This window comes from Brevibacterium sp., assembly GCF_052105255.1.
GTDB classification, from domain to species: Bacteria; Actinomycetota; Actinomycetes; order Actinomycetales; family Brevibacteriaceae; genus Brevibacterium; species Brevibacterium linens_B.
The window spans coordinates 1-19,421 of the sequence record NZ_JBQDYQ010000058.1; the positions used below are offsets into that span (position 1 = coordinate 1).

Here is a 19,421-nt window from a genome sequence, read left to right on the forward strand (position 1 = left end):
GTATCGGCGTTCTTCGTCGCCTTGATCCACCGCACCCATTCCCACCGGGCCATCGGCGTGAGGCCGGTCCAGACAACGTCGAGATCGCCGGCGGCATCGAGAGCCGTACGGAGGTCAGCGGGCACCGTCACCTCCGGCCAGTTCTTCGTCGGGGTCACGCCGACCTCGACCTCGGCACCTTCCGTCGCCCCGAGCGTCTCCCACTGGTCCTCGTCGAGACTGATCCAATGGCCGCGTCGACCGTCGGGTTCGATGACAGTGCTGAACTCGATGCCGTCGAGGGTGCCGTTGACGGCGACCTGTCCGCGGGAGGGCAGTCGATCGCTGGCGTCCTGAGGCAGGCGCAGTAGCGGGCGGTCGCCCAGCACCTCGGTGGTCGCAGTGAACGTGACGTCGGCAGTCGTGGTGGTCACGGTGGCTCCTCATGGGACGGATGGTCGGATCCGGACACTCGGCTTCGATTGAAGCGATGACTTTCACAATAGCCGCCCGAGGCGGTACCGGCTTCTTGATTCCTGACGGATTTCAGCCGATCGAGCGACCGACCCAATCCGGTTGCTCCGAGGTGATCTGTGAGATCCGGTCGGCAACGGTGTCCGGGAAGGGCACGACTCGGTCCGTCGTCTGATCGACGTGGAGGGCTATGATCTCCTCGGTGGACACGAGCCGATCCCCGACATACATCTCATAAGCCAGGTGCAGCTTCTTCCCTCCGGCACTGACGAGATGCGGAACGACGGTGAGTCGATCGCCGAGCGCCGCCTCGTCGAGATAGCGGATATGGGATTCGACGGTGTACAGGGATGCCTTCTGCAATTCCCGGTAGGCGGCATCGAGGCCGAGCTGATCCATCACCTGATCGGTGGCGAAACCGAACACGAGGACGTAGAAGGCTTCGGACATGTGCCCGTTGTAATCGATCCACTCGGGTGCGACCTCGGTGCTGTAGGTGTTGAGCTGCGATTCCGAGGCGGTCGTCGACGTCGATGCGGACTGCGGGGGAGCAGGCACCGCGCTGGCGGTCAACTGCGAGGTCAGCCGACGCAGCGCGATGATCCCGGCGTCACGATGCGCCACGAGGTCGGCGATGGACCGCTCACCGGCCTCGATATCGCAGCCGGCCACGACATCGTCACGCAGCTGTTGACTGAGCTCCGGGGCGGTCAGCCGCGTCCACGGAGACTTCAGCGAGGGGCCGAAATGGTCGAGCATATGCGCCATTCCGCCCTCGCCGCCGGCGAGGTGGAAAGTGAGCATCGGTCCCTGGAACGGCCACCGCAGACCAGGGCCATCGGTGATCGAGCGGTCGATCTGCTCGACCGTGGCCTCGCCCTGCTCGACCATGTACAGGGCCTCGCGCCACTGAGCTTCCTGCAGTCGGTTGGCGATGAAGCCGGGGACTTCGCGGTCCATGCGGATGACGGACTTGCCGATATGGTTGAAGAAGCCGGCGGCCCAGTCGACAGCGGCAGCCGACGTGGACCGGCCGCCGACGACCTCGACCAAGGGGATGAGGTAGGGCGGGTTGAACGGATGGCCGACGACGAGTCGTTCGGAGTGGGTCGCCTCGGTGGCCATTTCGGTCATGCTGTACCCCGAGGTCGACGAGCTGATCACGATATTCGGCCGGCAAGCCGCGTCGATCTGGGCGAGCAGTCCGCGCTTGAGGGCGAGGTCCTCGGGTGCGGACTCCTGGACGAAACCGGTGCCGGCGACCGCCTCGGCGAGGTCGGTGTGGATCGACCAGGCGGTGCGGTCGGCTGACTCGACCATGTCGAGTTCGGCCAGGGCCGGCCAAGCCGCATCGAGGAGGCGCGCGAATTTCTCGCCGGCGTCCGGAGCCGGGTCCCAGATCTTCACCCGGTAGCCCTGTGCGAGGAAGTATGCGGCCCAACCGCCGCCGATCGTCCCAGCGCCGACGCAGGTGACGGTGTCGATCGCGTCGAAGCCGAGGAACTCCGGCGTGTCGGAAAGGGGCGCGGCGGGGGTGGAATCGTTCACAGAGCGCCTCCGGAGATGGTCGGTGTCTGCACGCGCAGATCGAGGATCTCGCGGGCCTCGTCAGGAGTGGCCACGGATGCGCCGAGGCCGGTGATGATGTCGACGGCGCGAGCGGTGAGGTCGGCGTTCGTGGCCTTGACGCCCTTGGACATGTAGAGGTTGTCCTCGAGTCCGACCCGGGCATGACCACCGGCGAGCACGGAGTGGGCCACCCACGGCAGCTGATTGGCACCGATGGCAAATGACGTGAACTGCGCACCTGTGGGCAGCATGTTCACCATTGCAGCCAACAGGCCGGGGTCGGCCGGAGCACCGTAGGGGATGCCCATGCACAGCTGGTACAGGGGCGGAGCGTCGATGAGTCCCTCCTCGACCAGCACATTGGCGAACCACAGGTTGCCGGTGTCGAAGATTTCCAGTTCCGGGCGCACCCCCAGGGTCTGGATGCGCTTCGACCCTTCACGGAGCATGTCGGGGGTCGAGACATAGAGGTTCGAACCTTCGCCGAAGTTGAGGCTGCCGCAGTCGATCGTGCAGATCTCGGGCAGCAGCTCTTCGACGTGGGGGAGTCGGTCCAGGGCGTTGATGAGATCGGTGCCCGGCATGGTGGACAGCGGATCCTGGGGATCGATGACGAGGTCGCCGCCCATTCCAGCGGTGAGGTTGATGACCGGATCGACATCGGCGGCGCGGATGCGGCGAACCACTTCGCGGTAGTAGGCGACTTCGCGCGAACCCTGTTTCGTCTCGAGGTCGCGGACGTGAATGTGGACCACTGACGCCCCGGCGCGGGCCGCGCCGATGGCATCGTTCGCGATCTCTTCGGGGCTGACGGGAACGTGTTCGCTCTTGCCGGTGGTGTCTCCGGCTCCTGTGACGGCACAGGTGAGGATGACCTTGCGGTTCATAGTGACTCCTTCAGTCGTTCGGCGGTTGTTGCGGTTGCGGGTTCTGTGTCGGTCGTGGGTTGTTCTGCGGCGGACCGCGCGGCTGCTGTGCTCGCAGCATTCGGTGTGGATGCTGTCTGCGACGGCTGCATGACGGCGCGATCGAGGTAGGCGCGCAGACGCCGGGAGAAAGTCTCGGTGTCCATCACCCCGGTGAGCACCTTGATGCCGAGTCCGTCGAGGAGGGAGGTGAGCTCGTCGGCCATGGCACGTGGATCGCCGGCTCGGAAGCAGCCGGTGCGCTGACCGTCCTCGAGCGTCGTCTGGACGGTGCGCGACCAGCGTTCGTAGCTGAGCGGATAGTTCGACAGGGCCGAACCTTCGAGGGTCATTCGAGTCCACGTCTGCAGCCAGATCGACCATTCGCCTCGTTCCGTGCGCCCCAGCGGGGACTGCAGCTTCAATAGACGTTCGAGTCTCTGGGTGGGGTCCGCGATGTCGTCGAGCCACGCGATCTGACGGTCGAAGGCGAGTTTGACCGAATAGTCGAGAGCGGCATCGAAGAGCTCGGCCTTGTTGGCGAAGTAGTAATGGATGCTCGGCGCAGAGACCCCGGACGCAGCCGCGATATCGGCGATGCGCACCGCGTCGAATCCGTACCGGCCGAACAGCGTCCACGCCGCTTCGGCGATCGTGCGTTTCGGGTTGGCGTCGTCGTCGCTGGCCGCAGCGGCCGCTGAGTTCGGCGGAAGCGCGGAGACTTGGGACTCGTCGCCGAGCAGCCACCGGACTGTCACACCCGTGGCGGTGGCCACGCTGAGGAGCTCATCGGCGGTGAAGCGGCGGCGACCCGACAGCCCCTTGGACAGCTTCGTCTCGTCGATGCCGATCACCGAAGCGATCTTGCGCTGCTTCAATCCGGACCGCCGGATGGCGTCCCGGACGCGGAGTCCGGTGGCCTCGGAACCCTCGCCGACCGTGCCGCGGGCATGGTCCCCGGAGTCGGTCGTCTGTCCACCTGTCATGGTGCCGAACCTACCTCAGCAACGAGCATGGTCGCAAGTAAACATGAATAGGAATCAAAACTTGCGATTAATGATCGTGGGGGGAATTTGTGTCGATCCGAATCATCCGAGGCACCACAAATCGGTGCTATGCGGTTAGTCTCGGAATCGGTGGGCGATCCCCATCACCATCGACCGCGCCGAGGAGCCCCAATGACCGACAGTCTTCATTCCCGCATGCACGTCGTCTCCGATGAGACCCGAAACCTTGTCAACCTCGTGCTCGAGTACTCGCGTCGCCGGACTCTGGCCGAGGACACTCCGCTCGACCATCCCACGTCCGAAACCGAGCTGCGTCGACTGGCCGGTCCCACCGTCACCGAGGAGGGGCTGGGGTCAGCTCGGGCGCTGGCGATCTTCGAACACATCTTCGCTCCCGCCTGCATCTCCACCGACCATCCGAAGTACCTCTCGTTCATTCCCAGCGCCCCCACGAAGGCGGCTGTGGCCTTCGACCTCGTCGTCTCCGCCAGTGCTCTCTACGGCGGTTCGTGGCTTGAAGGTGCCGGAGTCGTCCACGCCGAGAACGAAGTCCTGCGCTGGCTGGCGGGAGAATTCGGACTGCCCGCAGGAGCCGGGGGAGTCTTCGTCCAAGGCGGCACGATCGGCAATCTCTCCGCGCTCGTCGCCGCCCGCAACGCGCAGAAGGAGAAGCTCGGTGAGACTCGGCCGGGACGCTGGGTGATCGTGTGCAGCGCCGAAGCCCATTCCTCGGTCGCCTCCGCAGCCGAGGTCATGGATGTCGATGTCGCCCCGGTGGCCACCGGCGAGGACGGGATCCTGCGTCCCGACGGTGTGCGTGAGGCCCTGCTCGAACACGGGGACGCCGTGATCGCGGTGGTCGCCACATCGGGGACGACGAACTTCGGCACCATCGATGACATCGCCGGCATCGCCGCTCTCAAGGAGGAATTCGACTTCTGGCTGCACATCGACGGCGCCTACGGTCTGGCCGCGATGCTCTCACCGCAGTCACGCCACAAGTTCGCCGGAGTGGAGAAGGCCGACTCGCTCATCGTCGACCCCCACAAATGGCTCTTCGCCCCCTTCGACGTCTGTGCGCTCATCTACCGCGATCCCAATTCGGGACGGCGAGCGCACACGCAGAAGGCCGAATACCTCGATACACTCACCGACGCGCAGGATTGGAGCCCCTCGGACTTCGCCATCCAGCTGACGCGGCGACCGCGTGGGCTGCCGCTGTGGTATTCGCTGGCCAGCTATGGTGCCGAAACGTATCGGGAGGCGATCGGCCATTCGATCGATCTGGCGCGTGAGATCGCCACGGAGATCAAGCATCGTGAGCATCTGCGACTCGTGCGCGAACCCGAACTCTCGGTCGTCGTGTTCGAGCGCGACGGTTGGCAGCGGTCGGACTATGACGCATGGTCGGATCGTCTGCTCGAGGACCAGCGCGCCTTCGTCGTCCCGAGTTCGCACCGGGGGCGGCCGAATGCCAGGTTTGCGATCGTCAATCCGCTGACGACGCTCGACGATCTCACCGACATCCTCGATTCGATGGAGTGAATGGACGCGTCGGACGTCTGGTCGGTCCTTCAGTGAGGTCCTCGAACTTCTGAGGGCCGCGCAGAGGTGACGGTCCCTCAGTCGCCGGGGACATCCTCGGCGGCGGTCATCGGCTTCGACCGAGGACGGAGTTCGACGGTGAAGGCGGGAAGCAGAGCCTGGGTGATCGGGCCGATACCCAAGGCATAGAGCACTGTGCCGACGCCGACGACTCCGCCGAGGAGCCATCCCACGGCGACTACGCTGACTTCGATGAGGGTGCGCACCAGTCGGATCGAGCGTCCGGTCACGCGAGAGAGCCCGGTCATCAGCCCATCGCGGGGCCCAGGACCGAATTGGGAGCCGATATACATCGCCGAGGCGGCCCCGTTGAGGACGATGCCCGTGACCATGAGCGCGACGTTCCATCCGAGTTCTTCGGGCCGGGGCAGGAACAGGCGGGTGAGGTCGAGCGCCGGCCCGACGAGGAGGGCGTTGAGTAGTGTGCCGATCCCCGGCTGCTGGCGCAGCGGAATCCAGATGAGCAGCACGAGGAACGCGAGAATCGTGATGATGGTGCCGAAGGTCAGCGGCACGTGATTCTGAATGCCGGAGTGGAGGACGTCCCACGGCATCATGCCCAAGCCGGCGTTGACCATCATCGCCATAGAGGCACCGAAGAGGTAGAGACCGAGGATCAGCTGGGGGAGACGACGCCACAGCCGTCCGCCGCGCAGCTGTGCGATGGGACCGACGTTGGCGAGCTGACGCTTCGGGGTTCTCATCTTCGTCATGCGGTGGCTTTCTGAGGAGTGCGATCACAGGGACAGATCCATCTTGACCCAAATTGGTCTTGTGCGAAATAGCCACTTGCTGGAAAGTGGCCCTATGAGGTCAGAATCATGAGCACACCGGTCCTGGGAGCGAGACGACTCGTCGGCATCATCGGAGACGGACCGTGGAAGGCGCCCGTATACGAATCGCTGGCAGCTGCGGTGGCCGCGGCGATCACCGACGGCCGACTCCCGGTCGGCACGAGGCTGCCGAGCGAACGCGAAGTCGCAGCCGCGTCCGGTCTCTCGCGTACGACGACGGGACGGGCCTACGCCCAGCTGCGGGAACAGGAATACATCCTCACTCGCCGAGGCTCCGGCAGCATCGTTCAGCTGCCCAGTGTCCCCGGCGGACGCATCGACCACCTGCTCTCACCTGCCGGCGGCGACGAGTCGGAGGTCGATCTCACGTGCACCGCTCCGGTCGCACCTCCGGATATCCTCGACGCCTACGGCCGGGCACTGTCACGTTTGGGTGCCTACCTGCCCGGCACCGGTTACTATCCTTCCGGGCTGCCGGTGCTGCGGGAGATCATCTCCGATCGCTATACCCGGCGCGGCGCCCCGACCGACCCCGATCAGATCCTCATCACCTCCGGGGCCCTCGGCGGTGCGGCCATCGCAGTCCGCGCCCTCCTCGACGTCGAACCCGATGAGTCCGCGCGCCTCGGCGGGGCACGGTCGACCTCGCGGGTGCTCATCGAAAGCCCCACCTATCCGAATGCGATCGCCACACTCGAAGGCGCGGGTGCCGCTCTCGTGACCTACCCCCTCGAGTTCGGAACTCAGGGGCACCATTGGGACATCGACGCTATGGAGCAGCTGATGAGACAGACACGTCCGCGCAGCGCCTATCTCATCCCCGACTTCCACAATCCGACCGGCGCACTGCTGCCCGAAGCCCAGCGCAGTGAGCTCGCGGAGGCTCTTCGTCGGAGTCGAGTCGTCCCCGTCTTCGACGAATCCCTCGTCGAACTGGAACTCGAGGACGGCAGGATGGCCACCCCGATGTCCGCGCTGATAACGGACTCGGTGACAGTGGGCAGTGTGAGCAAGATCTATTGGGGAGGCCTGCGCATCGGATGGATGCGCATTCCCCGCCACCGGATAGGTCATTTCGCGTCCTCCCGGCTCGGACTCGACCTGGGAGCACCGGTCCTCGAACAGCTCGTCACAGTCGAACTCATGAGCAATCACGATGCTGTCGTTTCCGACTGCCGCTCCCGGCTCAGAGCCGCCCGCGACCTGCTCGCCGCACAGGTGAGGACATGGCTGCCCGAGTGGAAGCTCATCGTCCCATCCGGTGGAATGGCGCTGTGGGCCGAACTGCCGGAGGCACGTTCCGGGCTTCTCTCGATCGCTGCCAGAAACCATGGTCTCCGTCTCGTCGCAGGGCCGAACTTCGCCCCCGCCGGTGGGCTCGATCGCTGGGTGCGCCTGCCTTATACGGTGACGGAAAGCGAACTGCAGCAGGTGGGGCCGCGACTGTCCGCAGCCTGGGAGGATGCCAAGTCGATGACCGGACGAGGACCGACCGACCGGGCCCGCATCGTGGCGTGAACACCACGGGCAAGCGGGGAAAACCTGAGTACGATGACCGTATGGGAGACGACAGCGGACTCAGTCACGATGGGCAGCATTCGACGGCGACGACCGTCGGGGAGTTCCGAGCCAATATCGCCGAGGTGGAGCGCCGGATCGCCGCTGCGGCCGAGCGCGCCGGTCGAGACCGGGCCGACATCGAGCTGCTTCCGGTGAGCAAGACCGTACCCCAGGAACGCATCCGCCTCGCGGTTGCCGCCGGTTGTGCGAAGTTGGGTGAGAACAAGGTTCAGGAGGCCCATCGCAAATCCGAGGAGATGGCCGATCTCGAGATCGATTGGGCTGTGATCGGGCACCTCCAGTCGAACAAAGCCAAGGACGTGGCGAAGTTCGCCAGCGAATTCCAGGCGCTCGACCGACTCAAGGTCGCCAGAGCCCTTGACCGTCGGCTCGAAGCGGAAAGACGCAGCCTCGATGTGTATGTCCAGGTCAACACCTCCTCTGAGGACTCCAAATTCGGCATGCCGCCGGAGGAGCTCCTCGGCTTCCTCAAGGAGGTGCGAGCATTCGAGACTCTCAAGGTCCAGGGGCTGATGACCTTGGCAGTCTTCTCCTCGGATATCGACCGTGTCCGTCCCTGCTTCGAGCTTCTGCGCGGTCTGCGCGACCAGGTCAGCGAGACCGATCCTGACCTTCTCGGTCCGGGGCGGCTGTCGATGGGCATGTCCGGCGACTTCGACGTGGCCATCGAAGAGGGCGCAGACTGCGTCCGTGTGGGTCAGGCCATCTTCGGTCGACGAGCGCTGCCGGACTCCCACTACTGGCCCGAAGCCGACTGATCAGCCGATCGACTGTGCCTCCTTCCCGCCCGGAGTCCGGACGTGACGAGCCGTCGGCTCAGACGAGTTCGGACGCCGTTCGCAGCCCCTCGACACAGACGCTCTGGTGGTTCGGCGGTGCCGTGCTCGGTGTCATCCTCGGTGCCGGAGTCTCCGGATTCGCCTCTGTGGCCGAGGCCGCACTGACCCCGTGCCTCATCGCTCTGCTCTTCCTCACGTTCCTCGACATCCCGTTCGAAACGGGCCTGCATGCGGTTCGCGATCTGCCTCTTCTCGCCGTGACGGCGGCGTTGAACTTCCTCATCGTCCCGCTGGTCGTCGCCGGTCTCATCACGGTCTTCGACATCGCTGATCCGCTGCTGCCGGCTGTGCTCATCGTGCTGCTGTGTCCCTGCATCGACTACGTCATCGCATTCACACGCGCGGCCGGAGGCGCCGCCGATCGGCTGCTGATGCTCACCCCTGTGCTCATGATCGCTCAGCTGCTGTTGCTGCCAGTGATGCTGTGGGCGGTCACCGGCGGGCAGCTGAGCGTCGATCTGCCTGTTCGCCCGCTGGTCGGCGCACTGGTGCTGTTCATCATCATTCCTCTTACAGCCGCCGTCGTCGTTCGTCGACTTGCCAGTCATACGCCACGATTGGAGCGGCCCCTCGCCGCGAGCGCACATCTGATGGATCCGGTCATGACGCTGACGCTGCTCGTCATCACTGCCTCGGTCACCCCGATGGTCGCCGGTTCCGCCGGACAATTGGGTACCGCTGCTGTCGTATTCGCAGTCTTCGCTGTCGTGATGACCATGATCGGATGGGGCGTCACCCGGACTCTGCACGTCGCTCCGCAGCGATCGCGTGCCGTGATCCTCTCCGCCGTCACGCGCAATTCCCTGGTCATGCTTCCGATCGTTCGTGCGATCACCGGGGAGGGCATCGGCCCTGCGGGGGTCGTGACTCAGACCCTCATCGAGCTTCTTGCCCTGATTGTCCTCGTGCGCGTCCTCCCTTTTCTGGTGCCAGCCACTGCCGTGACCGAAAACCGCTAGTAATCGTTCTCCTCTGAGCGGACAATGGAACTATGTTCACCTCCGAGCAGTGCTATCAGGCAGTCACCTCCCGGGACAGACGCTTCGACGGAATGTTCTTCACCGCGGTGCGCACCACCGGGATCTTCTGCCGTCCATCGTGTCCGGCGAGGACTCCTCGGCGGGAGAATGTGGACTTCTTCGTGACCGCCGCGGCAGCGGCAGATGCCGGTTTCAGGGCCTGCCGACGGTGCCGCCCGGATGCCAGTCCGAATTCGCCGCAATGGGACACCCGTGGCGACGTCGTGGCCCGGGCCATGCGTCTCATCCGCGACGGCGCCGTCGACCGCGGGGGAGTTGAGGCCCTCGCCGCCGAACTCGGCTACAGCAGTCGGCAGCTCGGACGGCTCCTCCACGCCGAACTCGGTGCCGGACCTCTGGCTCTGGCCCGCGCCGAACGGGTGCGCACTGCCAGGACACTCATCGAGTCCACCGCGATGCCGATGAGCGACATCGCGTTCGCCGCCGGCTTCTCCAGTATCCGACAGTTCAACGACACCGTCCGCACGATGTATGCGATCAGCCCACGACAGCTGCGCCGAGTCGGCGCCGAGCATTCGGTCGCCGACGAAGTTGTGCTCCGGTTGGCGTATCGTCCGCCGTTCGACTTCGCGCAACTGCTCTGGTATTTGGAGCTGAGAGCCGTGACCGGGGTCGAGCACGTCGCGGACGACGCCTACACCCGGTCGATGCGGCTGGCCCACGGTCCCGCAGTCATCACGGTGCGGCAAGGAGCCGGGGACTTCGTCGAATGTCGACTCCGCTTGGCCGATACCCGCGACCTCGGCAGCGCGGTCGCTCGGGTTCGGCGCCTCCTCGACCTCGATGCCGACCCCGAGGCGATCGCCGCGACTCTGCGGTCCGCAGGCCTGCGCGGACTCGTCGACGAATATCCGGGAATCCGTTCGCCGGGCCACAGCGACCCTGTCGAACTGGCGGTGAGGACAGTGCTCGGCCAGCAGATCTCCTTGGCCGCTGCCCGCACTCACTTGGAGCGCCTCGTCGCAGGTGTTGGAGAATCGCTGCCGCAGGAGTTGAGTTCCGATGGCGTCGAGCGGGTCTTTCCCACCGCCGAGGCGATTGCTGCAGTCCCCACCTCCGACTGGGCCCTGCCGGCGAGTCGGATCAGGACGATTCGCGCACTCTCCGCGGCCTTGGCCGACGGCAGCGTGGACCTCGGTGCCGGCAGTGACCGCGAGGACGCGAGCCGTAACCTGCTGGAGCTTCCCGGAATCGGTCCGTGGAGCAACGGCTATATCCGGATGCGCGCCCTCGGAGACCCCGACGTCTTCATGGCCTCCGACCTGGGCGTGAAGAATGCTATTGCCGAACTCGATGCGAGTTCAGCGGCACCGGTCGATTGGAAACGGGTCGCCATGAACTGCAGTCCCTGGCGCTCCTACCTCACCCACCTGCTGTGGGCACATCACGCTCGCAGCGCTCAAGCCTGACCGACCGACACAGTCGAACGAATGAATCGATCCATGACTCACCCACACGAAGGACACCCCGACATGACCAGGCCGACAACGACCAAACCCGGTACCGCACGGAAGTTCACCGATGCCATGGAGCTGCCGACCGCCTCGGCGCCGGTGTATACGACGATCCTCGACACGGACATAGGACCGATCCTGCTCACCTCCGATGGGGTCCACCTGACGGGTCTCTACTTGGAGGTCTCCGAGGCGATCGATGCTCGACTCGACAGAACGTTCGGAGTCGGACCGACTCGGGCAGACGACCTGGAGATCTTCCACCGCACCGAGGTACAACTGGGGGAGTATTTCACAGGTCAGCGCGCGCGGTTCGACCTGCCCTTGGCGGCAAAGGGAACGGAATTCCAACGCTCGGTGTGGCAGGCGCTGACACAGATCCCCTACGGCAGCACAGCAGGTTACGGTGAGCTCGCCGAGATGCTGGGACGACCCGGGGCGGCGCGTGCTGTGGGGGCGGCCAACGGACAGAACCCCATCAGCATCATCGTGCCCTGCCACCGAGTCATCGGAGCAGACGGCTCCCTGACCGGCTACGCATGGGGAGAAGAAAAGAAACGCCGGCTCCTCACCCTAGAAACCCGCCCCTAATTACTACCTGACGGGGGCCCAGCAACCTCGCGCCAGGTTGCTGGGCCCCCGTCAGGTAGCAAGAAGGGCCGAGATCCTTGTTTGGATTCCGGCCTTTCAGCGGTGGAGGTAAGGGGATTCGAACCCCTGACCTTCTCCATGCCATGGAGACGCGCTACCAACTGCGCCATACCCCCGCTTGCCTGATCAATATTACCCACGTGTGGGTGAGAGACCAAATCGGCGGGGAGTGACGCTCGCCACAAGCGCGCCACCGTTGGAAACCCCGTGTTCATGTACTGATCGGGGACGACCCCGTGGCCCGAGTCCGATGGGCTCGGGCCACGGCGAGTCAGCTGTCCCCGGAGGATTCGCCGGGGCGTTTCAGACGAACGGCCGGACCTGACTGAGGTAGCGCAGGATATCCCGCTCGCGCAGTTCACGTACGCGCTGCTCGCGAGCGTGTTCGCGTAGGCGAGCCTGCTGACGACGGGTTGCCTGCATGCGACGGGTCTCGGGTGTCGGGGCTGGGCGGCGTGCCCACCGGATGAGCTTCATTCCGGTGCTCAGGGCCCAGCGTTGTGGATAGGTGAATGGGAATGTGGTGGACACAATTCTTCCTCGTGGTTTTCGGGCAGGGGATATCCGCAAATGGGCAGGAGATATCCCGGAATGACGGTCAGGTAAACAATTTCCGAAAAAGCCGTGACAATGACGATGAATCGCTTGCATAAGGGTGCATATGACAAAGGCATCCAATTGCCAATGTGGCAATAGGTCATTGAAATGACAGATCCACTGAGATGGCCACGAAAATCGAAAGGAATGAATCCGAATTGGTCGGCCGCACAGCGGAAGGCGCCAGGTGGTACGGCGCTCACTCGCGAATGCAGCAGATCGGATGCCGGACTCGACGATGTCGGCGTGAAGCGGCCGGATCAGGTGCGGCGACTGGCGGTGCCGCAGCACAGCAGGGATCAGGTGCGGCGACTGGCGGTGCCGCAGCACAGCAGGGATGCTGAAAATGATCTGGACACAACCCAGGCGTGAAGAACTCCGGATATCAGGCAGCCGGTGGCTCAGAGGACAACGGTGGCCGGAAGCCAACCGGTGGAAAAGACGTGAGAGACGGCTGTGTCAGCCGACGAGTCCTTGTCCGCCAATCGGGCAGGCAGCGTATTCATGCCAAGGCGTTCGAAAGTCAGGGCCTGCAAGAAAAATCATCATCGTCACTGCTCTCCTTTCATGGTCGTGGATCTCGTGAGGACGGCGTCGACGTCCGCAATTGTCAAGGTGCAATCAGGGTGGTGTCTGCGAATCCGTAATTGCACTGTCGAATTTAGCACAGCTTTCATTGCCCGTGGGAGTTTTGTTCATTATTTTCGCAGATATTTTCTCGCCGTCTTTTCGGGTGAGAAAGACAGTTCGTGAAAACTGTTGGTCGAAGCGCTGTTCGGGCCGACGTAGAATCAGAGGAGACGTGCATCAGTCGGACACGCAGCTTGAGGAGTTGAGGATGTCAGAGACCGCCACCACCAGACGTCTGGTCGTCGGATACATCGCCACGGATCGAGGACGGGATGCGATCTCGCTGGCCATTTCGATCGCGCGGTCCATCGACGTCGAGCTCGTGGTCACGATCGTCCGTCCCGAATCATCGACGATTATCGCCGGCAGCGCAGTACCGAAGGACGGCGCGGGGATCGTGGCCCAGCAGATCGATGACTGGCTTGACGAAGCCCTGGCCCTCATTCCCGACGACGTCCGCGCCAGAGGCTCCATCCACATCGCTTCGACCGAATCCAAGGGCCTCATAGAGGTTGCCGAGAAAGAGGACGCGCTGGGCATCGTCATCGGTGCGCGGGCCACCACCTTGATGCGTCAGCTGCGCATCGGCACGGTCGCCTCGTCTCTGCTGCACTCGTCACCGGTGCCCGTCGTGCTCGCCCCGTCGGGCCGGTCGGATATCGGACCGATCTCGCGAGTGACCGCACTCTACGGTGCTCGCCCCGGGGCCTCGGCGCTCATCGGTGCCGCCATCGAATCGGCTGTCGGCCTCGGCGTCGACCTCAGACTGCTGTCCCTGGTCGAGAACGACGGGCTCTATGACGATGAGGTCGCCGAGATCACCGAATTCGCCGAACAGTACGGGGGCGCGGTGCTCGCGGATCGAGCATCAGAGATGCTGACCTCCGGCCGAGCCACGGTGAGAACCAAGGCCGGTGCCGACATCGAAGAGGCGGCTGAGGCCATCGACTGGCAGCCCGGAGACCTCGCGTTCATCGGCTCGAGTCGCCTGGGCCGCGGCGGAAAGGTCGCGGTCGGTGCGCGGGCCCGCCGTCTGCTCCGTGTGCTTCCCGTCCCCGTCGTGGTCGTCCCTCGCCGGGCAGCGAGTCACCTGCGAACTGCCGAATCCGACTGAGGTGCGGACACGACCATCACAGCAGACGGACATCCGGCTGGGCTCGCACAGCACGGCCGCGTGGCTCTACCCGGGTGACCGGCGTCGGCGTCCTCTGCTGATGGTGCATGGATTCCGCGGCGACCACCATGGAATGGAGCTCATCGCCGGCAGCATCACCGACCGTGAGGTGATCGTGCCCGATCTGCCCGGATTCGGGCTCACTGGTCCGCTGGACTCAGGCTCGTCGCTGTCGGCCTTCGTCGACTACCTCACAGCACTGCGCACCGAGGTCGGCAGACAGCGGGGCGTGAAGCCGATCCTCGTGGGGCACTCCTTCGGGTCGATCCTGGTCAGCCATCTCGCGACATCTCACAAGGACGACGTCGACGAGCTCGTGCTCATCAACCCGATCACCAGCCCCGCTCTGGAAGGCCCCGCGCGGTTCCTCACCGCGGTCACCCGCGCCTACTACGCCCTCGGCGCGCGGCTGCCCGAGCGAACCGGCCGGTGTCTGCTGAGCAGCCCCATGATCGTCCGAGCCATGAGCGTGGCGATGGCCACGACCCGCGATCCAGGGCTGCGTGCCTACATCCACGATCAGCACAGGCGGCACTTCTCGTCGTTCGCCCACCGGCAGTCCCTGTCGGAGGCGTTCGCGACATCCGTCGCACACACCGTCACCGAGGTGGCCGACCACCTGATCATGCCCACGCTCGTCATCGCCGGCGACAGGGATGCGATCGCGCCGATCAAGCCTACCCGCGCATTCGTCGCCGAACTCTCCGATGTCGAACTCGTGGAATTGGGCGGGGTAGGCCATCTGGTGCACTATGAGCGCTCGGTCGAAGCCGCCTCGGCGATCATGGATTTCTGTCACCGGCGAATCGACGGGTGATGCGGCGTGTGACAGGGCGACGAGACAGCCGGTGAATCGACGAGAAGGGCCGCTGCGCATCAGCGCAGCGGCCCTTCTCATCGATTCTGAGATCAGCGGCGGGAGTCGCGAGCCCAGCGGTAGACAATCGGGACGAGGAAGGCGAAGCTCGATGCGAGCAGACCGCCCCAGAACACCCAGAACTCGGTTCCCTCGGGTGAGGAGAACGCGGCTCCGAAGAGGTAGAGCCCGAACAGGAAGAGCACGAAGGCGACGATGAAGACGATGACATCGGCAAACGATGCGGAATTGCGGGTTCTCTTCGGGGCGGCGATATCGGACATGGTCTCCTCCGGCACAGTTTCTGGTGGTCAGCTGACTCTCAGCAACAGTCTACATCGCGTAGAGGACTTTGCTCATCTCCGGTCGTGGTCGGCGCTTCGCTCCGGGACCAGCCATCCGAGCAGCGCGGAGACGATCGAGACGATGATCGCGGCGAGGATGGCGGAGAAGAAGAACGAATCGATGGTGAAGACGAAAGGAGTGAACCCGCTGAGCCAACTCGTCAGCGCCAACATGATCGCATTGATGACGATGGAGAACAGCCCCAGCGTCAGACAGGTGATGGGGGCGGAGACGAAGCTGAGGATCGGTTTGATGAAGGCGTTCGCCAACCCGAAGATGAGGCCGATGACAAGGTAGGAGATGATCATCGCCGGAATGGCCCCGGCCTGCTCCTCGACGACCCGGTTCCCTGTGATCGTCACACCCGGCAGAATCCAGGCGGCCACCCAGATCGCACATGCGTTGACGATGACGCGAGACAAGAAGTTCATAGTCGTCATCCTCGCAGACCGATCTGCGTTCTTTCTGAGTCGCCGATGGGAATGGGGTCTGTGCCATGGTGATGAAACTCAACGCCGCGGGGTCCGCTGCCGCTCGAATCGCGCGGACAAACGCAGTAGCCTGAAGACGAACCTTCCGGTTCGACTTTCTCAGACCAACTGCGTGCACCTACCGAGTGATTTGATCCAGGTCACCACGGCGGCACGATCTCCCGGACGAGCGGGAGCAGAAACTGGATTGATATGACAGACAGCGACATACCCGCCTCGACTCGGGACACGACCGCGCAGCAGTCCTCTCCGACTCTGTTCTCGGCCGTCGGACGCAGCTATTTCCCGATCGCCTTCGTCGCCCGCATGCCGTTCGCCATGATCGTCGTCGGTGTCCTCACCCTCGTTGTGGCCGGCCGCGGATCCCTGAGCCTGGGCGGAATCAACTCCGCCATGGTCGGACTCGGCACGGCCCTGTTCGGTTCCTTCATCGGGGCGGCCGCCGATCGTTGGGGGCAGCGCTACGTGCTGCTCATCGCCGGCATCCTCAACTGTGCGGCACTGACCTTCATGGCGTGGGTCGTCTTCAGCCCGCTGCCGGATGTCGTCGTCTTCATCGCCGCCTTCGCGATCGGCGCCACCTCGCCCCAGGTCGCCCCGATGTCGCGGTCACGCATCGTCGACATCGTCATGTCGGTGCTGCCGTCGCCGAGGCGGCCGAAAGTGCTCAATGCCACGATGGCCTACGAATCCGCCGCCGATGAGGTCATCTTCGTCTTCGGGCCCTTCCTCGTCGGACTCTTGGCGACCTTCTTCACCCCGGTTGCCCCCATCATCGGCGCGATCGTGATGACGCTGATCTTCGTCTCCGCCTTCGCACTGCACCCGACGGGGCGGGCGCGGCCGACCGGGACGTCGAGCAGCCTCGGTGAGCGTGCCCCGGCCAAGGACATGTTCACTGCCGGTGTCTTCGTCATCATCCTCGGCGTCTTCGGCGTCGGAATGGTGTTCGGCTCGACGCTGACCGCCCTGACCGCGCTGACCAACGACATCGGACGACCGGAGGAGGCCGGTCTCATCTACGGGGTCATGGGCATCGGTTCGGCGGTGCTGGCGATCTCGGTGGCGCTCTTCCCCTCATCATTCGCGCTGTGGGCCCGGCTGCTGTGCTTCGCGCCGATTATGGTCACCGGGTCGATCATCCTCGCGTCGACGGAGTCGATGCCGGTCATCGTCATGGCACTGCTGCTCATGGGCATGGGAATCGGACCGAGCCTGGTGACCCTGTTCAGCCTCGCTGCCGAACGTGCCCCGCTCGGGCGGTCGGCGACCGTGATGTCGATGGCGGGGTCGGCGATCATCGTCGGCCAATCGGTGTCCTCGGCGGTCAACGGCATCCTCGCCGAAGATGTGGGGACGGCCGTGGCGATGGCTGTTCCGGTGGCCGCCTCGGCGATCGTCCTGAGTGCGGGTGTGCTCAATCTGTTCGTCGACAGACGCGGCAATCGACGAGGCGACAAGCCGTCACGACAGCGCCTGACAGAGGCCGCAGAAGAGATCTGAATCACTCTGATTTTCCGCTTTTTGGGACGGCGTGTCCCAGGCATTGCCAGGTGTGACCACGGCAAAACCGAGGAGTAGGATGTCCGCTGGTCCATCGTGAAGTGCGCCACGGATCGTGGCCTCTCACACCACTACGGAAAGCACACAATGTCTTCAAGCACCTCGACGACCGAGGCCGTCCGCAGCGACACCCGCTTCTTCGGACACCCTCTGCCGCTCATGCAGCTGTTCAGCCTGGAACTTTGGGAGCGATTCTCCTACTACGGGATGAACGGCATCCTCGCCCTCTACCTCTACTTCAGCGTCACCGACGGCGGCATGGGGATGGAGCAGGGCACGGCGTTCGGGATCGTCGGTGCCTACGGCGGTGCGGTCTTCCTCGCCACGATCCTCGGTGCCTGGGTCGCCGACCGGCTGGCGGGAGCGGAGAAAGTCCTCTTCTACTCCGCCGTCATCATCATGATCGGCCACATCTGCTTGGCATTCATCCCCGGTTACGGGGGAGTGGCGGTCGGCCTCATCCTCGTCGCGCTCGGATCCGGCGGTCTCAAGGCGAACGCCTCGGCGCTGGTCGGGGAACTCTACGAAGAGAAGGACCCGCGCCGTGACGCCGGGTTCACCATCTTCTATATGGGCGTGAACATCGGTGCCCTCCTCGGCCCGCTGATCACCGGCCTTCTCCAGAAGAACATCGGATTCCACTACGGATTCGGAGCCGCTGCTGTCGGTATGGCACTCGGACTCATCATCTACCTCACCGGTCGTAAGAGCCTGCCGCCGGAGTCCCGAGTTGCTGTCAATCCGCTGCCGAAGAACAAGCTCTACCTCTTCTTCGTGGCCGTTGTGGTCGTCGTTCTGCTCGCCGTCATTCTGTGGATGACGAAGATCGTGAACCCCGAGAACCTCGATTGGTGGATCGCCGGAATCTCTGCCGGTGCGGCCGCCTGCTACTTCATCGTCATGTACACCTCACCGCAGACGAATGGCGACGAGCGCTCCCGCGTCCTCGCCTATATCCCGTTCTTCATCACCGTCGTCATCTTCTGGTCGATGTACCAGCAGATCTTCGGAGTGCTCACCGGCTACTCGGATACCCAGCTCAACCGCTCGATCTTCGGATGGGAGATGCCGATCAACTGGATCCAGCTCATCCCTGCGTTCTTCGTCATCGTCTTCGCCCCGCTGTTCGCCACGATGTGGATGAAGCTCGGACCCAAGCAGATCTCGACACCGGTCAAGGCCGGGCTGTCTCTCGTGCTCATCGGCATCGGCTTCCTCATGTTCCTGCCCTTCGCTGAGGCTGGTCCCAATGAGACGCCGCTGCTGTGGGTGGCTCTGACCCTCGCCGTGTTCGTCTTCGGTGAGCTGCTCATCTCGCCGGTGGGACTGTCGTTCTCGACGAAGGTCGCTCCGAAGGTCTTCCAGTCGCAGATGATCGCCGTGTTCTTCCTCGCCTCGGGCGTGGGAACGGCACTGTCCGGTGTGCTCGGCGGCTACTTCGACACTGCCAATCAGGCACCGTACTGGCTCTCTGTCGGCGGTTCGACGGTCGTGCTCGGCCTGCTCGCTCTCACCCTGACGAGGCCGATGCTGAGGCTGCTGCGCGGAATCCGCTGAGTCCGCTGCCGCGCGAACAGTCACCACCGCACGCAGGTCCCTCCGAGTCGCCGACTCGGAGGGACCTGCGTCATCCCGGGCGACCATCGCTGCCCGAAAGTGTCTCGTCAGCGCGTTGCCGCCGGGCGTCGAGAGGATGCCCGCCGCGACTCGGACTCTGATGACGGTGTCAGACGCCGATGAAGATGGGCAGCGCGTCAGGGTGGTGGGCGTGGACGATCGTGAGGAACACGAGCGCGTCGAAGAGCAGATGCACCGTGACCGTATAGGGCAGTGACTTCGTGCGGGTGAAGATGAAGGCCTGCACGAG

18 protein-coding genes, 1 tRNA gene and 1 pseudogene are annotated in these 19,421 nt (G+C 64.3%); 10 read left to right on the top strand and 10 right to left on the bottom strand.

Features of this window, described 5'->3' with window-relative positions; all coding sequences use genetic code 11:
- The 4 genes from ACTIIH_RS13390 to ACTIIH_RS13405 form a co-directional block, all read right to left on the bottom strand.
- A partial coding sequence (locus ACTIIH_RS13390; protein ID WP_441452339.1) for a YdeI/OmpD-associated family protein occupies positions 1-413 on the bottom strand: 413 nt, incomplete at its 3' end.
- Positions 414-525: 112 nt separating this feature from the next.
- Positions 526-2,001 (bottom strand): 3-hydroxyacyl-CoA dehydrogenase NAD-binding domain-containing protein, encoded by a 1,476-nt coding sequence (locus ACTIIH_RS13395; RefSeq protein ID WP_441452341.1) that lies wholly within the window; start codon positions 1,999-2,001, stop codon positions 526-528.
- Positions 1,998-2,909, bottom strand: a complete 912-nt coding sequence (locus ACTIIH_RS13400; protein WP_441452343.1) for a 3-keto-5-aminohexanoate cleavage protein — start codon at positions 2,907-2,909, stop codon at positions 1,998-2,000. The genes ACTIIH_RS13395 and ACTIIH_RS13400 overlap by 4 nt, the downstream gene beginning before the upstream one ends.
- Positions 2,906-3,913 carry a TetR family transcriptional regulator C-terminal domain-containing protein gene (locus tag ACTIIH_RS13405; RefSeq protein ID WP_441452345.1) on the bottom strand — a complete coding sequence of 336 codons (1,008 nt, stop codon included), beginning with the start codon at positions 3,911-3,913 and terminating at the stop codon, positions 2,906-2,908. Before ACTIIH_RS13405 ends, ACTIIH_RS13400 begins: the two co-directional genes overlap by 4 nt.
- A 192-nt stretch (positions 3,914-4,105) precedes the next feature.
- On the opposite strand from ACTIIH_RS13405, the gene ACTIIH_RS13410 reads away from it, so the two are divergent.
- Positions 4,106-5,479 (top strand): pyridoxal phosphate-dependent decarboxylase family protein, encoded by a 1,374-nt coding sequence (locus ACTIIH_RS13410; protein WP_441090394.1) that lies wholly within the window; start codon positions 4,106-4,108, stop codon positions 5,477-5,479.
- A 77-nt stretch (positions 5,480-5,556) separates the two neighbouring features.
- Here the strand turns inward: ACTIIH_RS13410 and yczE are convergent, their stop codons facing one another.
- Positions 5,557-6,252 (bottom strand): membrane protein YczE, encoded by a 696-nt coding sequence (gene yczE / locus ACTIIH_RS13415; RefSeq protein WP_441452347.1) that lies wholly within the window; start codon positions 6,250-6,252, stop codon positions 5,557-5,559.
- 108 nt (positions 6,253-6,360) lie between these two features.
- On the opposite strand from yczE, the gene yczR reads away from it, so the two are divergent.
- The 5 genes from yczR (at position 6,361) to ACTIIH_RS13440 (ending at position 11,838) form a co-directional block, all read left to right on the top strand.
- Positions 6,361-7,851: a MocR-like transcription factor YczR gene (yczR, locus tag ACTIIH_RS13420; protein ID WP_441452349.1), complete on the top strand. Its 1,491-nt coding sequence runs from the start codon at positions 6,361-6,363 to the stop codon at positions 7,849-7,851.
- Between the two features lie 41 nt (positions 7,852-7,892).
- Positions 7,893-8,672: a YggS family pyridoxal phosphate-dependent enzyme gene (locus ACTIIH_RS13425; protein ID WP_441452351.1), complete on the top strand. Its 780-nt coding sequence runs from the start codon at positions 7,893-7,895 to the stop codon at positions 8,670-8,672.
- 14 nt (positions 8,673-8,686) lie between these two features.
- Positions 8,687-9,712, top strand: coding sequence for an arsenic resistance protein (locus ACTIIH_RS13430; RefSeq protein ID WP_441452353.1), 1,026 nt, complete (start codon positions 8,687-8,689; stop codon positions 9,710-9,712).
- 32 nt (positions 9,713-9,744) lie between these two features.
- The gene (locus tag ACTIIH_RS13435; RefSeq protein WP_441452355.1) at positions 9,745-11,202 is read left to right on the top strand and encodes a DNA-3-methyladenine glycosylase 2 family protein; all 1,458 of its coding nucleotides are present in this window, start codon (positions 9,745-9,747) and stop codon (positions 11,200-11,202) included.
- 63 nt (positions 11,203-11,265) lie between these two features.
- Positions 11,266-11,838 (top strand): methylated-DNA--[protein]-cysteine S-methyltransferase, encoded by a 573-nt coding sequence (locus tag ACTIIH_RS13440; RefSeq protein ID WP_441452356.1) that lies wholly within the window; start codon positions 11,266-11,268, stop codon positions 11,836-11,838.
- A gap of 103 nt (positions 11,839-11,941) precedes the next feature.
- Here the strand turns inward: ACTIIH_RS13440 and ACTIIH_RS13445 are convergent.
- Both ACTIIH_RS13445 and ACTIIH_RS13450 read right to left on the bottom strand, forming a co-directional pair.
- A tRNA-Ala gene (locus ACTIIH_RS13445) sits at positions 11,942-12,014 on the bottom strand.
- Between the two features lie 187 nt (positions 12,015-12,201).
- Positions 12,202-12,429: a hypothetical protein gene (locus ACTIIH_RS13450; RefSeq protein WP_441452357.1), complete on the bottom strand. Its 228-nt coding sequence runs from the start codon at positions 12,427-12,429 to the stop codon at positions 12,202-12,204.
- A gap of 904 nt (positions 12,430-13,333) precedes the next feature.
- Here ACTIIH_RS13450 and ACTIIH_RS13455 point away from each other — a divergent pair.
- The gene (locus tag ACTIIH_RS13455; RefSeq protein ID WP_441452359.1) at positions 13,334-14,239 is read left to right on the top strand and encodes a universal stress protein; all 906 of its coding nucleotides are present in this window, start codon (positions 13,334-13,336) and stop codon (positions 14,237-14,239) included.
- 100 nt (positions 14,240-14,339) lie between these two features.
- Positions 14,340-15,116 carry an alpha/beta fold hydrolase gene (locus ACTIIH_RS13460; RefSeq protein WP_441452360.1) on the top strand — a complete coding sequence of 259 codons (777 nt, stop codon included), beginning with the start codon at positions 14,340-14,342 and terminating at the stop codon, positions 15,114-15,116.
- Positions 15,117-15,208: 92 nt separating this feature from the next.
- On the opposite strand, the gene ACTIIH_RS13465 is transcribed toward ACTIIH_RS13460, so the two are convergent.
- Positions 15,209-15,439: a hypothetical protein gene (locus ACTIIH_RS13465; RefSeq protein ID WP_025780925.1), complete on the bottom strand. Its 231-nt coding sequence runs from the start codon at positions 15,437-15,439 to the stop codon at positions 15,209-15,211.
- A 72-nt stretch (positions 15,440-15,511) separates the two neighbouring features.
- Positions 15,512-15,931, bottom strand: coding sequence for a phage holin family protein (locus ACTIIH_RS13470; protein WP_025780928.1), 420 nt, complete (start codon positions 15,929-15,931; stop codon positions 15,512-15,514).
- Positions 15,932-16,183: 252 nt separating this feature from the next.
- On the opposite strand from ACTIIH_RS13470, the gene ACTIIH_RS13475 reads away from it, so the two are divergent.
- Together ACTIIH_RS13475 and ACTIIH_RS13480 are read left to right on the top strand one after the other, a co-directional pair.
- On the top strand, positions 16,184-17,494 hold the full coding sequence (locus ACTIIH_RS13475; RefSeq protein ID WP_441452362.1) for an MFS transporter: 1,311 nt from the start codon (positions 16,184-16,186) through the stop codon (positions 17,492-17,494).
- Positions 17,495-17,641: 147 nt separating this feature from the next.
- On the top strand, positions 17,642-19,111 hold the full coding sequence (locus tag ACTIIH_RS13480; protein ID WP_441452364.1) for a peptide MFS transporter: 1,470 nt from the start codon (positions 17,642-17,644) through the stop codon (positions 19,109-19,111).
- A 169-nt stretch (positions 19,112-19,280) separates the two neighbouring features.
- Here ACTIIH_RS13480 and ACTIIH_RS13485 read toward each other — a convergent pair.
- Positions 19,281-19,421: pseudogene (locus tag ACTIIH_RS13485) on the bottom strand (CPBP family intramembrane glutamic endopeptidase); the annotation flags it as partial.

Bases quoted from the DNA above. Each gene is read 5' to 3' on its own strand.
- ACTIIH_RS13400 (WP_441452343.1), bottom strand. From the start codon at position 2,909: ATGAACCGCAAGGTCATCCTCACCTGTGCCGTCACAGGAGCCGGAGAC.
- ACTIIH_RS13405 (WP_441452345.1), bottom strand. From the start codon at position 3,913: ATGACAGGTGGACAGACGACCGACTCCGGGGACCATGCCCGCGGCACG.
- ACTIIH_RS13410 (WP_441090394.1), top strand. From the start codon at position 4,106: ATGACCGACAGTCTTCATTCCCGCATGCACGTCGTCTCCGATGAGACC.
- yczE (WP_441452347.1), bottom strand. From the start codon at position 6,252: ATGACGAAGATGAGAACCCCGAAGCGTCAGCTCGCCAACGTCGGTCCC.
- yczR (WP_441452349.1), top strand. From the start codon at position 6,361: ATGAGCACACCGGTCCTGGGAGCGAGACGACTCGTCGGCATCATCGGA.
- ACTIIH_RS13425 (WP_441452351.1), top strand. From the start codon at position 7,893: ATGGGAGACGACAGCGGACTCAGTCACGATGGGCAGCATTCGACGGCG.
- ACTIIH_RS13435 (WP_441452355.1), top strand. From the start codon at position 9,745: ATGTTCACCTCCGAGCAGTGCTATCAGGCAGTCACCTCCCGGGACAGA.
- ACTIIH_RS13440 (WP_441452356.1), top strand. From the start codon at position 11,266: ATGACCAGGCCGACAACGACCAAACCCGGTACCGCACGGAAGTTCACC.
- ACTIIH_RS13455 (WP_441452359.1), top strand. From the start codon at position 13,334: ATGTCAGAGACCGCCACCACCAGACGTCTGGTCGTCGGATACATCGCC.
- ACTIIH_RS13460 (WP_441452360.1), top strand. From the start codon at position 14,340: ATGGTGCATGGATTCCGCGGCGACCACCATGGAATGGAGCTCATCGCC.
- ACTIIH_RS13465 (WP_025780925.1), bottom strand. From the start codon at position 15,439: ATGTCCGATATCGCCGCCCCGAAGAGAACCCGCAATTCCGCATCGTTT.
- ACTIIH_RS13470 (WP_025780928.1), bottom strand. From the start codon at position 15,931: ATGAACTTCTTGTCTCGCGTCATCGTCAACGCATGTGCGATCTGGGTG.
- ACTIIH_RS13475 (WP_441452362.1), top strand. From the start codon at position 16,184: ATGACAGACAGCGACATACCCGCCTCGACTCGGGACACGACCGCGCAG.
- ACTIIH_RS13480 (WP_441452364.1), top strand. From the start codon at position 17,642: ATGTCTTCAAGCACCTCGACGACCGAGGCCGTCCGCAGCGACACCCGC.